Origin of the sequence: Shewanella decolorationis S12 (assembly GCF_000485795.1) — a bacterium.
In the GTDB taxonomy this organism is placed as follows: domain Bacteria; phylum Pseudomonadota; class Gammaproteobacteria; order Enterobacterales; family Shewanellaceae; genus Shewanella; species Shewanella decolorationis.
Genome location: NZ_AXZL01000046.1, coordinates 50,473 through 63,340, shown reverse-complemented (window position 1 = coordinate 63,340; position 12,868 = coordinate 50,473). Strand labels below are relative to the sequence as shown.

The 12,868-nt window shown below is 47.8% G+C and carries 9 protein-coding genes and 1 pseudogene; 2 read left to right on the top strand and 8 right to left on the bottom strand.

Annotated elements, in window-relative coordinates; all coding sequences use genetic code 11:
* Nucleotides 1-231: pseudogene (locus SHD_RS22240) on the top strand (hypothetical protein); the annotation flags it as partial.
* Between the two features lie 68 nt (nt 232-299).
* Here SHD_RS22240 and SHD_RS03385 read toward each other — a convergent pair.
* The 4 genes from SHD_RS03385 to SHD_RS03370 all read right to left on the bottom strand — a co-directional run bounded on the left by SHD_RS03385 (nt 300) and on the right by SHD_RS03370 (nt 4,636).
* Complete coding sequence (locus tag SHD_RS03385; RefSeq protein ID WP_039977375.1) at nt 300-737, bottom strand: (R)-mandelonitrile lyase; 438 nt, start codon at nt 735-737, stop codon at nt 300-302.
* A gap of 105 nt (nt 738-842) precedes the next feature.
* A complete protein-coding gene (locus SHD_RS03380; protein WP_023265848.1) occupies nt 843-1,889 on the bottom strand; it encodes an NAD(P)-dependent alcohol dehydrogenase in 1,047 nt (348 codons plus the stop codon).
* 94 nt (nt 1,890-1,983) lie between these two features.
* On the bottom strand, nt 1,984-3,054 hold the full coding sequence (locus SHD_RS03375; RefSeq protein ID WP_023265847.1) for an alpha/beta hydrolase: 1,071 nt from the start codon (nt 3,052-3,054) through the stop codon (nt 1,984-1,986).
* A gap of 331 nt (nt 3,055-3,385) precedes the next feature.
* The gene (locus tag SHD_RS03370; RefSeq protein ID WP_039977379.1) at nt 3,386-4,636 is read right to left on the bottom strand and encodes an MFS transporter; all 1,251 of its coding nucleotides are present in this window, start codon (nt 4,634-4,636) and stop codon (nt 3,386-3,388) included.
* A gap of 272 nt (nt 4,637-4,908) precedes the next feature.
* On the opposite strand from SHD_RS03370, the gene SHD_RS03365 reads away from it, so the two are divergent.
* The gene (locus tag SHD_RS03365; protein ID WP_023265845.1) at nt 4,909-5,790 is read left to right on the top strand and encodes a LysR family transcriptional regulator; all 882 of its coding nucleotides are present in this window, start codon (nt 4,909-4,911) and stop codon (nt 5,788-5,790) included.
* Between the two features lie 88 nt (nt 5,791-5,878).
* Here SHD_RS03365 and SHD_RS03360 read toward each other — a convergent pair whose 3' ends face one another.
* The 4 genes from SHD_RS03360 to SHD_RS03345 form a co-directional block, all read right to left on the bottom strand.
* Entirely contained in the window at nt 5,879-9,802 is a 3,924-nt protein-coding gene (locus SHD_RS03360) for a S8 family serine peptidase (protein ID WP_039977374.1), read from the bottom strand.
* A gap of 569 nt (nt 9,803-10,371) precedes the next feature.
* Nucleotides 10,372-10,776 carry a YbaY family lipoprotein gene (locus tag SHD_RS03355; protein ID WP_023265843.1) on the bottom strand — a complete coding sequence of 135 codons (405 nt, stop codon included), beginning with the start codon at nt 10,774-10,776 and terminating at the stop codon, nt 10,372-10,374.
* A gap of 1 nt (nt 10,777) precedes the next feature.
* On the bottom strand, nt 10,778-11,644 hold the full coding sequence (tesB, locus tag SHD_RS03350) for an acyl-CoA thioesterase II (protein ID WP_023265842.1): 867 nt from the start codon (nt 11,642-11,644) through the stop codon (nt 10,778-10,780).
* A 123-nt stretch (nt 11,645-11,767) separates the two neighbouring features.
* Nucleotides 11,768-12,694 carry an SDR family NAD(P)-dependent oxidoreductase gene (locus tag SHD_RS03345; protein ID WP_023265841.1) on the bottom strand — a complete coding sequence of 309 codons (927 nt, stop codon included), beginning with the start codon at nt 12,692-12,694 and terminating at the stop codon, nt 11,768-11,770.
* Between the last annotated feature and the right edge of the window lie 174 nt (nt 12,695-12,868).

The following is a 12,868-nucleotide window of genomic DNA, read 5'->3' as shown; positions in this document are numbered from 1 at the left end:
CATCAAGTTGAGCCACAGAGAATAAGTTTCATTAATGCCCTGTTTTTAATCCAAGATGAGTTTGGTTGGAGCGACAGAGGGAGTCCAGGAGCGATCCCACAGCACTTAAAACGACTGAGGGAAAATGGCAAAAGGTTGATTTTACCCCCGAAGAGGAAGCGGCCTAGCTACCCGCGTGTGGTGCTAAAGAAAACGGTGAAATATCCAAGTAAAAATGCCACTCGCTCTTAAGCGAGTGGCATTAACACTGAGTTCGCCTTTTTTGCTTTTAATTCCGAGCACTTTCGCCAGTGATTGAGTTACTCGCCGACACTGTCGCCATTTAAGTACACAGTATCAGTGACAGGTTCAAACCAATCGACCGCTTTCCCCTCAAGCGCCTCTTGAACGGCCACATGCTGCATGGAAGATGATGCCGTAGCGCCATGCCAATGACGCTTACCACAATTACACCAAATCAAATCCCCTGGGCGAATTGTGGTGCGCTCACCACCTTCACACTGGGTCCAGCCTTCACCTTGGGTGACCAATAGCATTTGCCCGAGTGGATGGCTATGCCAATGGGTTCGCGCGCCCGCTGAAAAGTTCACTACGGCCATACCCACCCGCGCTGGAGGCGGCGCATTAAATAAGCTGCTGATCACCACCTCGCCGGTAAACCATTCACTCGGCCCTTTAATCGGCTGTTGTGTTCCTGCGGGGATCAGTGTCATAGATGCGGTTTCTAAGGTATTCATTAAAAACTCCTTTACTGACGTTGTCTTAAACTGATTTAAAAGTGATCGCGGCATGGGAATGGTCCGCAAACCGCCCTTTTAACAAATGTGATAACCAACTTGAGCCTAGAAGGAAGATGCCTGCATATCGATCACAAATCGGTAATGCACGTCGGATTTTTCCAGCCGCTCGAAGGCTTCATTAATCTGCTCCATTTTGATCATCTCGACTTCAGGCAAAATGTTCATCCGGCCGCAGAAATCGAGCATCTCTTGGGTCTCGGCAATGCCACCAATAAGTGAGGCGGCAATACGGCGACGTCCCATCACCATAGGCACAGTATTCACCTCGGCAATCGGCCCCACTTGACCGACTAAGGTGAGAGTGCCATCCACATTCAATAACGGCAGGTACGGGGTAATATCATGCTTTGTTGGCACTGTATCGATGATAAGCTCGAAGCGATTAGCGGCTTGCTGCATGCGCTCAAGATCTGAAGAGATCAAAAAGTCACTCGCACCGAGTTCGAGCGCATCGCTGCGCTTACTTTCCGAGCGGCTTAGCACAGTAACATGGGCGCCCATCGCGGCCGCAAGTTTGATCGCCATATGGCCTAAACCGCCCATACCAATGACCGCAACTTGACTGCCAGGCCCAACGTTCCAGGTTCTTAAGGGCGAATAGGTAGTGATCCCCGCACAGAGTAAGGGCGCGACTTTAGCAAGGTCGAGCGATGCTGGAATACTCAGCACAAACTCTTGGCGCACGACGATATGCTTGGCATAGCCGCCCTTGGTAAGCTCTTGGGTGTGCCTATCGACACTGTTGTAGGTTTGGGTAAAACCCTGCTCACAAAACTGCTCTTCACCGTGGTGACAGTGGGTACATTCCTGACAGCTGTCGACCATACAGCCCACAGCGACATGATCGCCCACTTTGTATTTGTTCACTTGGCTGCCCACTTGCACCACGCGGCCAACGATTTCATGGCCTGGCACTGTGGGATACACCGTCCAGCCCCAGTCGTTTTTCACTGTGTGTAAATCGCTATGGCAGACGCCGCTATAGAGAATTTCGATAGCGACATCGTTGTCCCGTAATTCACGGCACTCATAGTGATAAGGTTCTAGCGGGCTTTGCGCCGACGCTGCGGCATATCCAATGGTTTGCATATTTCATCCCCTGTGGATTGAGGCAGAAACGTAAAATGACACGCCTCTGCGAGAAATCATCAAGGCCAGCAAAAGCGCTGGCCCGTGAGCTAAATTACAAATACTGAGTGAAAAATTGCGTCAACTTATCGAAGGGGATCAGCTTCACTCTGTCGTACAAGTCAACATGGCCAGCACCTTTTACCAGATAGAGCTCTTTAGGCTCTGCTGCTAGGCTGTAGGCTTCTTGGCTAAACTCCAGAGAGTGCGCTTCATCGCCAGCAACAAATAACAAGGGGCGCGGAGAAATCGACTCAATATCGTTAAATGGATAGAAATTCATAAACTTAGTGTTACTGCTCAGGGTCGGATGCGTCGTCAGCTCAGGCGATGATCCCGCTGGTGTAAACTCTCCCCTTGGGGTGCGATAGAAGTCATAAAACTCCTTGGCAATGGGGTGAGAGTTTTCATCGATTTCATGGGGTGTGCCGCCGGTGTATTGGGTTTGACCACCGCTAAACTCCACATAACGCTGCGCGGCCGCCTCGGCGATCATTTGTTTGCGCTGCGCTAAGGTCAACGACTTACCATACAGATGACGGCTAAATCCGCCCATGTCATACATGCTGACGGTGGCAATGGCTTTCATGCGTGGATCAATTTTCGCGGCGCTAATGGCAAAACCACCGCTACCACAGATCCCGAGTACGCCTATGCGCTCCCTGTCGGCAAACTCGCTGGTGCCCAGAAAGTCTACCGCGGCACTAAAGTCTTCGGCGTACATGTCCGGCAGCACGGCATTACGGGGATTGCCCTCACTCTCCCCCCAGAAGGATAAGTCGATGGCGAGGGTTACAAAGCCGCGTTCGGCCAGTTGCTGGGCATAGAGCACCGCACTTTGTTCTTTTACCGCGCCCATAGGGTGGCCCACGATAATGGCGGCGCGTTTTTCGCCCGCCTTCATATCCTTAGGCAAATACAGATTGCCCGTAACATTCATCTTGTATTGGTTTGGAAAAGTGACTTTTTGCATACTCAGGGTTTCACTCCGATAAAAATTGTTAGCACCATGGGATAAATCACCTTGATGGCCCGATGTTGCCGCTAAGGCCGGCAAGCTTGTATTGACTAACCATGCCGAGATCAGCAATACCGCCAAAGACAATGCACCGTTCGATGTTTTCATATTCAATCCTTAATTGGGAATAGAGGTGTCACTTAGGCGATATACGTTAAATGCCATGGCAACTCATGCTGAAATTGTCGACAAAACGCCCAAGACATTGAAGCCACGAAACTCGTGGTTACTTGCCTAAAACTCCGAAAATGTGGAAATCATGCAGTGTGATGTGAGGGAATCGATGCCGGATAGCGCAGCAATGTCGCGTTCGGCTTTATGTATCGGTTTAACGCGAATACCCACAAGGGCAAATCTGGCGTACAAAAAGGCCAACGGAGAGTCGTTGGCCTAGGATATCGGATCTGTTGCGAGTTGCGGCGCCAACAGGCTTAGCAGACTATAACGCCACGCGGCTCATCTGGGTTTGGTGATAACGCAACCGACCGATAGCTAAGGCGATTAATGCAAGCAGTGTTAATGACCCCATCACTACCCCCTGCCACTCGGCTTTATGCCAAAATAGCATCAGGTAAGGTCCGCCCAACGCCGCGCCTAAGTAATAACAACACAGATACAGCGAAGTCGCCTTAGCGCGGTCGCGGCTTGCACGCATCGCCACAAAGGAGTTGCAACAACTGTGGGTTAAGAAGAAGCCACAGGCCGTCATCAAAAAGCCCAGACAAATCGTGAAAGTGGTATCGAACAGGGTCAATAAACTGCCCAGTAACATCAAGCACCAAGACCATTGGTATAACTTGTGCTGACCAAATTTTGCCAGCCACTTGGCGGTAAAATAGGAGGCCACGGTACCACTGGAATAACATAGGAAGATCAAGGTCGCTTGGAAACGACTCCACTCGTAGGGCGCGGCCATCAAATGCAATTGAATAAAGCTAAATTGATTCACCATCATCATAAAAGTGATCCCACCGATGGCATAGGCTAAACGCATTTGCGGATCGGTTAGGTGATGGCTAAAGCCATAAACATCCTGTAATAAACGTGCCCGTTTTGAGAGTGTTGGCGAGGTAGTTTGTCCGCCAGAGACCGCCTGCGCATCGGCGCCAGAAGGCAATAAATAACTGGTTAAGGCAACGCCCGCAAGCGTGACTAAAAACAGCAACCACATGGACTCTTGCCAAGATAAAAACTGCGACATAACCCCGCCGAGTAACCGGCCGACAATCCCACCGATACTGTTGGCCATAATGTAAATGCCCGCGGCTTTGAGCATAGTGCTTGGCGAGAGTTGCTCCTTAAAATAGGCCATGGCAATGGCGGGCACCGCCGCTAACAGCACGCCCTGTAAAAAGCGTACGTAGACCAGAGCATTAAAATCCCCAGCCCAAATCAACAGCAGGTTCGACAGCGCCAGTAGCCAGAGACTCACGACAATCGGCGTGTGGCGGCCAATTCTGTCGGACACAACCGCATAAATTAACAGCGAAAACGCCAGCGAAAAGCTGGTGACCGAAAGGATAAGGGTTGCCTTAGAGCCAGATACCGCAAAATGCTCGGCGATCAGCGGTAACATGCCCTGCATCAAATACAGATTGATATACACCACCACGGAAGCCACACACAGGGCCCACATCAGTCGGGTATCACGTTGTTTACTGTCGATAATAGTGTCTAACACGGCTTGCACTTTTGGCCTCGATAACGCATCACTCTCAGGATAGACAAAGATTAGCACTGGCCATAACATAACAATAATAGATAATTTATATTGAAATTATTGATTTTTGTTATAGCTAACAGTTGTGATGCGCCCTGTTGTCGACCAAGCCATGCGAGATACGACTGTACTGGGTTATAGCGCATTGTTAACCCTTAAAGCACTGTGTAAGCGTGTATAAATGTCATTGAGCATAAGTACCATCGCGCATAAATGCTATTGCCCCAAAAATAGAGATCATCATGGATATACGCCAACTTAAACATTTAGATGCACTGGCCAATACCGGCAGTTTTACCGCGGCGGCCAAGAAGCTCAATATGGCGCAGCCTGCCCTGAGTCAAAGTATTAAACGGCTCGAGCAGTCGCTTGGGGTGATACTGATTAATCGCACCAGCAATAAGAATGACAAGCACCTCGCGCTCACCGCCGAAGGCTTAGTGCTGCACCAACATGCCACGTTGATCCTAAAACAAATCAAGCAGGCGGAAGCACAAATCCGTGCCATGGCGAATCTCACTTCAGGGGAAGTTAGGATTGCGGTGCCGGGTATGCTGGGCTCCTTCTATCTGCCCTCCCGTCTCATGGCGTTTCGCCATCAATATCCCGAGTTAAAGCTGTCACTGTTCGAAGGCGGTACCCGTGACGCGCTGCGGATGTTACAGCAGGAAGAAGTGGATATCGCCATCATTACCGCCCAAGATTTACAGAGTGACTTCGATAGCCAATTGTTGATCCGTGAGCAGATGGTGATCGCCATGGGCGCCGAGCACCCGCTCGCCGATCATCCGGCCGTCAGCCTCAACGACTTCTTTGACCATGAATTAGTGATGTTTAAAACCGGCTATTTCCACCGGGAATGGATCCTCTCCCAAGCCAAAGAATTGGGTAAAAAGCCCAATATTGCCTTTGAGACCAACCTAATTAACTTAATTAAACAGATTGTCTCCCAGGGATTTGGGATCACCAGCGTGCTCGAAATGGCCATTAGTCCAAAAGACGATATTCTCGCCAAGCCTTTTGACCCACCAGTGTTTTTAAATCTGCATATTGCGTGGAAAAAGCAGCGCCCCGTCAGCCAAGCAGACCGCGCCTTTGTGGAGTTTTTAATGAAAAACCGCTAACAGACGTACACAATAGAAAGGGCCGATTTCTCGGCCCTTTTAATGCGTCACCTAATAATTAAGGTGAAATAGCTTAACTCATAATAAGTTAGCGCTGTTTACGGCGACCAAAGGCAAATGGCAGCAGTAATAAACTTAACCAGCCAAGAGCACCACCGTCATCCTTCTTCGGCGGAGTATCGGTAATAGAGACAGACACTAAGCTCGAATCACTATTGCCGTGGTTATCGGATACCGTCAGTTGGAATGAAACGGTTTGCGCCGCGCCATCCACATTAGGTGCAACTAAGTTTAACTTGGCTGCGGCGGGGTCAAAATTAAAGCTCGCGCCGCCTAACTGAGTCCACTTGTAGGTCAGCGGATCGTTGTTCGCATCCGATGATTTACTCGCATCGATAAACAGCGGCTTACCTTCTTGGACTGCGGTTGGCGCTTCAACCTTAGCCACAGGCGCCACTTCAGCAACATCAAACTGATAGCTCTGAGTCAAAGTTTCTGACGACGCGTTATTGACCTTGTTCGACAGGCTTAACTCATTATCAACACCTGCCTTACGTGGAACCAGCTCAAAACTGATGTCTTTCGCTTCAGCGCCCGATGGCATCTCGACCGTCCAAGTGATCTTATTGCCATCTTGCTTACCGTCATGGCTGATGTTAGCCACTTCATGACCTTCAGGCAGCATAGCTTCTAAGTTATATACGCGTGTTTCTTGAGTTTTGTTGGCTTCGATACGGGTTTTCATCACCTTAGCCACGCCCGGTGTTAACTGACCGCTCAGCATATTCCCTAGAGGCGACAGCACATCATCACCAACACGTTCAAAGACGACGGGGAGCTTCACTGGTGCCACTTTGTCATCGCCCGTGGTAAGAGTCAGCATGGCTAAGCCATCGTCACCCACTTTAAGCGCATCCTTCCACGCTAGCTTAATGTCAAAGTCCTTAATATCGCCAGAAAGCGTCGCCGTAAAATTATCCCCTGCGGCTTCATCGTTATAGAAGGTCAATTGCTTTAACCCAAACACATCATCAGCCGTTGCTGATGAGGCGCTGTAGTTTTGCACAATCACATAGTAAGTGCCTTTAGCAGGATTGTTGAGTAAGACACTTTCCTCAGAACCGTCTTTCGCCGATGACCCCACTCGCGCAAGTTTGCTACCATCGTTTTTGTCGAGTAGTACATACATATCGAGATCAGGGGATGTGGTGTAGCTAATCGATGCACGGAAAAAGCGCGCATTATCATTAACATCAAATTTAAAGACTTTGACGCCATCCTCAAGATCATCTGTATATGAAGCATTATTCGAGTCTTGCTTCACGCTTGACTCAATGGTTTGGCTTAGTTTAAGGCCCGTCACTTCGGCGCCAACGCTAGCAAAATCCACCGCCTTTAAGCCTTCAAGAGTGATCTCATCCGCATTACGAGTCGCTTGAATGCTCACCAAGTTTGGCAGGTTACGCTTACCAATCTTAGCGGCAATCGGCATAGTCGCTGTCGGGAAGCTGGTCGACTCAAGCACTAAGTTACCAAAGCCCCAATCGGCGCCCACTTGTGTTACATCGGCGGTCACGGTAATAGTTTGGCTCGCACCTTTTTTCAGGGTAAAGCTTTCAGGCGATACCGTTACTGCTAACTTATCGGTCACCGCTTGGCCCTTCGCCGTCCAGCTACCATCTTGGGTTGCGGTTACGGTACGGGTCCAAGTACAGGTATTGACACAACGAGAATCAGCCATACTCGGCACGTTGAGCTTACGAGGATCGCCGTTCAATAAGGGATTTGCAATTTCATAGTTAAGGGCACTTTCGTCCATCACTAAGCCGGTTTTAGCCGCTAAATCGACACGAATACGGCCAGCGCCCACATCGAACGGATCGGCAACAGTTTTAGCATCGGCTTTTTTCATCGCCTGTGCGGTCGTTGCGGTCAGCATTAATGCGGAGCGGATATTGTCCGGCGTCCAATCTTTATGCAGCGACTTTAACAGCGCACCAGCACCCGCAACATGGGGGCTTGCCATGGATGTACCCGACATTAGAGTAAAGTCGGCTGGATCTGTACCCGATTTATCATGGCCAAATTGTTGATCAGCATAAGCTGCGTAAATATCCGAACCCGGAGCGGCCACCGACGGCACTATCACATCATTGGTCGCATTTGGACCAATCAACGAGCTTTTAGAAAGAACATCAGCTTCACGTTCAACAACCTTAGGAGCGATACCAATGGTAAGCTGTTGATTTGGATTAGTTTCCAAACTATTAACAAGTTCAATACCATCTAGATTGCTGATCAAAATAGAAGGGACATTGAGGTCTGCTAAACCTGTCATCGTAAAATCAATATCCTTACCTTCACCGTCTCTATTAAAGATGATGACTCCCTTCGCTCCCGCAGCTAATGCCCCTGCAACTTTCACAGAAAAAGCACATGTGCCCCGCTTTATTACCGCAATCTTGTCTTTGAAAGCATCAGCCGCAAAAGCATTACAGCCTTCAAAATTATTAGCATCAAGTGCGCCTGCATATACTACTGGACCAGTAACAGACTCAACAATCGCAGGGCCATCACCTAATGTATAAAGATAATTTTTCCCATTAAATTCAACAGTTGGTTTAATAGTTCGACCATGTGTCGAATTAGCCACAGAGGTATACCATGGAGCATTTTTGGGAGTCGAATAAGGTGATTGGGTGATTGCGGCACTGGTTGCGGTCGCTGGACGAGTATTCCCAGCTGCGACTGCAGCAAAAATACCTGCATTACGTGCCGCTAAAAAACCCTGTTCAGTGGCACTATTCCAGGGATTACCACCGCCACTGATGGAAAAGTTAATCACGTCAACGCCATCTTTAATCGCATCATCAATGGCTTTAAGGATAGGCACAGTCGGGCAACCCGAATACTTGTCACCCGCATCCCCTGGCTTACAAATTTGGTAAGCGATAATATTAGCGTGGGGCGCGACACCTGAAATCTGTGCAAACTTAATATCTGTAGGGATACCTGAACCTTCTAATTTGCCCTTCTCTCCTTGAACATAAGGCACATCAAGCAAGATATTCCCTGCCGCGGTGCTGGCCACGTGCGAGCCATGGCCACCGTAGTCTTCACCATTTTTAGCGGGGGGCGTTGCACCAAAAATCTTTTCATCATCATAGATATCAGTGATTTCAGGGTAACTACGCACACCAATCAGCTTATCGTTACACATGCTGGCAAAATCGGTTCTACAATCACCAATATAAATCCCTTGCCCTAAGGGGTTTGTATGGTCATAACCATCACCACCAATATCGGCAAACGAGGCATGATCAGAGTTAATACCCGAGTCGATTATCGCGACTATCACACCCTCACCCATGGCCTTGGTGCCAGTAGCACTACCGTCCCACACCTTTGGGGAGCCGATCAGTGCCTGACTCACATCGGTCTCAAGCTGTTCCATACGCTCACGCTCGATATAAATCACCTCAGGTAGTTCAGCCATTTTTATCGCTTGCGCCTGCGTCATACGCACTGCGATACCATTGAGTGCATATTGATAGGTCGTTAATGGCTCCAGCTGCGTACCAATAGCAGCACTGGCACTTGTTAAAAAGCGCTCTTGTTTGACCTTAAGGAAACTAACGTAGTTTTTCACCTCAGGAGCCGCGGCGTTAAGTTTAACATTGCCGGTCTTTCCTGTGCCTTTTGCCTGTGAGGTCGACTGTACATGCTGTGGGCTAGTTGCTTTGAAGCCAGGAATATCCCCTTGATAATTCGCGACAGCACTGTCACGCAAGCGAACAATATAAGTATGCTCACCTTCGGCAAACTCTGGCTCAGGAATAAATTTTACATCTTGGTTGTTAACCGCGGTAAATTGACCTCGAGTCGAATCATTTAATAATTCGGCAGGAATATCTAACTGAATTGTTTCACCCGTTGGAGATAATACTGTCTGCGCATTTGCTGCAGATGACAGCAGTGCCATAGACACTGCTAATGCAATTTTTGTTTTCATTCTCGCTTCCTTCGCTAAACATAATTTTTCTACAAAGTTCAATTTTTAATATTTATTCAGCACGGAGACATAATAAAATGCCCGCACCAAGTGAACTTTACAGCAGCGTTTTAACACGTGATGATACATATTGAAACAGATAATTAACGGTACAATTATCTGTAAAAACAAATATTAAGAACATCGTACTTAATAGATTTGAATAAAATACACATTAACAGAATGCGTAACTAGTTAAAAAATATGGACGCAAATTTAGCAAATACTTAAAAACAAAAATAAAAACAAAAAATCCGCTAAAAATGTGCATAAATCTAAAGCGCGCTAAACAGCATGACTAACCATAAATATCCATCAATTTAATATGAAATTATTTCACCTAATTATTATTTTTTAACAATTTCAAATCAAAAATTTATGCAGAATAAGCTTGTACTTTATGCATTACGGAATGAAATACTTTTTGGAGTAACAAGAACAACGGCAAAATAGCAACAAAAAAGGGGAATAATTCCCCTTTTAACTAAATCTTGATTGATAAGATGGTAAGACTTAAATAACGGTCCCCATTACTGCTCGACTCTAACCGCTTTCATCAATACTTCAGTGGTGTATTTACCATTATTAATCACAGGGAATCGGTCATAGGTCTGAAAAATCACCTTGTCTTGATACTTGATCATAGCCACTACGCCGTAATTAATGCGTTTATCGATAGATTGCGCCGGTAATAAGAACTTAAACGGCACTGGTGCCCGAGCGATATTAAAGCTCTTTTGAGCAATGATGACGCCGGGCGTGTTCAAATCGATAATCGCAATGGTAATTTCACTGCCTTGGGGCAGGAGAATTTTCTCCAAATAGCCCGCGGCTCCATTCACCACCACCGGAGGATCGGGTTGAACCGTCACACAGCCACTTAAGGCAAATGTCATCAGTAAGAATGAAAGAAACAACTTTATTTTCATCAACATATTAACTTCCTTTTACCATACGGATCAGCCCCTCTTGGGTCGTCGATGCGACAAGCTCACCCTGCTGATTAAAAAATTGGCCTCGTACGTAACCCCGTCCACCACTGGCGGTTGGACTGTCGATACTGTAGAGCAACCATTCTCCCATATTAATCGGGCGATGGAACCACATTGCATGATCGATTGTTGCCATGCGGATCCCCGGCGTTAAAAACGACACCCCATGGGGCTGAGCCGCCGTGACTAAAAAGTTAAAGTCAGAGGCGTAGGCCAGCAAATATTCGTGAATATGGGCATCCGTTGGCATTGGTCCATTCGCCCTTAGCCACACATAGCGATAGGGTTCAGTTTCTTTGGGCGCGAAGGGATGCAAGGGATTGACTAACCGCATCTCAATCGGCGCGTCTTCCATAAACTTTTCAAGAATGCGCGCGGGCACTTTATCCCTTAAGGTCATCGCCAGCTCATTTTGATTCAACAAACCTTCAGGACCCGGCACCTCAGGCATTTTGGCCTGATGGTCAAAGCCCGCCTCGGGTTCTTGGAACGAGCAGGTCATATGAAAAATCGGCCGCCCCTTTTGTATTGCGCTCACGCGTCTGGCACTGAAACTGCCGCCGTCACGCATATTCTCTACTTCATAGACTATGGGTAGCTTCTCATCCCCTGCGCGTAAAAAATAAGAGTGTAGCGAATGCACTTTACGCTCGGCTGGCACGGTTTGCTTAGCAGCGCTCAGTGCCTGGCCCATCACTTGGCCACCAAATACGTGCCCAAATCCTAAGTCTTGGCTTTGGCCACGAAACAGCCCGATTTCAATTTGCTCAAGGGATAATAATGATAAGAGATCGTCTAATACCTGACTCATAGGATCCTACTGAAAATTAGCAACTAATGCCCAAGGGTAACTCAGGTAGACTAGGGCTGACCAGTAGAGAGTCAATAGCTTATCGTATCTTGTTCGTTATTAGTGCCATTACCCGCATACCTACTACTCAATCTTAATATGATGATCAAAGGCACTCTGTTTTGACCAAGCCAGCACTTTATCTTCACCGCAGGTATGCAGATTAACCGGAAACGCTTGATAAAGCTCAGGCCAATACTTGGCTAATTTATCTGGCGTACACTGGCCTTCGCTGAAGTAGATAGACTGAAATTCGGCAAACATTCCATGACTCACGCTGCCCGCCCCCGCGAGCAAATGTTGGCCATTCGGTGCGGCACCACTGACTAAAAATGCCATGGTCGCCGTGACCGTATCAAAGGAAAACAGCGGTTGAATCGCTGGGGCTAAATGTTTATGGGTCATGGCCGTGAGCGCCTGTGGGCACAGGCTATTGATATGGATATTATATTGCTCGCCCTCTAAAGCAAGGCTATTAACCATACCGACGAGGGCCATCTTGGCGGCGCTAAACGGAACCTGATGTAAGTCGCCAAACAACGCCGACACCCCTGTGGTCATCAAAATTCGGCCATAACCTTGGGCTTTCATCAGCGGCCAAATCGCTTGAGTAAGATAAAAGCTACCGTTGACATCCACATCAAACTGTCGCTGCCAGTCTGCTTGTTGGATATGCTCGAACGGGCAGGCGCCGTAAACCCCGGCGTTATTGACCAAAATATCCACGCGTTGCCAATCTTGCTGTAGGCGATTCACCATCGCCTTGACATCATCCTGCTGGCTAACATCCACTTCAAAATACAGGCATTCTCCCCCGAGTTTTAAAATGGTTTCATGGGTTTGTAGCAGTTCAGTATTAGTTGTAATCAATGCCTTGCTTTGAGATGGGCATACTTTAGGTTGGTCAACTAGAGCTACTTTAGCACCCCGTTCAGCCAACATAATGGCATAAGCTCTCCCTAGCCCTGAGCCAGCACCTGTTATCAACGCTACTTGATTATCGAAACGCATCCCACCGGTCCTTATCTTTAACATAAACGTGACGAGCTCATTTCACCTCAGTAAAGTCCTATTGAGGCACTTAACCTTGGGGTTTAAATCTCGATAAACTTAGCTAGCTTCACTCACGAACATGCGGGAGCAACATAGGCTATAAAAGCACAGCCCCTATAGATTTTCTTTGAA

What these genes read in the sequence shown, in the direction of transcription:
- SHD_RS03345 (WP_023265841.1), bottom strand. Translation starts at nt 12,694, where the DNA reads ATGCGTTTCGATAATCAAGTAGCGTTGATAACAGGTGCTGGCTCAGGG.
- SHD_RS03355 (WP_023265843.1), bottom strand. Translation starts at nt 10,776, where the DNA reads ATGTTGATGAAAATAAAGTTGTTTCTTTCATTCTTACTGATGACATTT.
- SHD_RS03360 (WP_039977374.1), bottom strand. Translation starts at nt 9,802, where the DNA reads ATGAAAACAAAAATTGCATTAGCAGTGTCTATGGCACTGCTGTCATCT.
- SHD_RS03385 (WP_039977375.1), bottom strand. Translation starts at nt 737, where the DNA reads ATGAATACCTTAGAAACCGCATCTATGACACTGATCCCCGCAGGAACA.
- SHD_RS03365 (WP_023265845.1), top strand. Translation starts at nt 4,909, where the DNA reads ATGGATATACGCCAACTTAAACATTTAGATGCACTGGCCAATACCGGC.
- SHD_RS03375 (WP_023265847.1), bottom strand. Translation starts at nt 3,054, where the DNA reads ATGAAAACATCGAACGGTGCATTGTCTTTGGCGGTATTGCTGATCTCG.
- tesB (WP_023265842.1), bottom strand. Translation starts at nt 11,644, where the DNA reads ATGAGTCAGGTATTAGACGATCTCTTATCATTATTATCCCTTGAGCAA.
- SHD_RS03380 (WP_023265848.1), bottom strand. Translation starts at nt 1,889, where the DNA reads ATGCAAACCATTGGATATGCCGCAGCGTCGGCGCAAAGCCCGCTAGAA.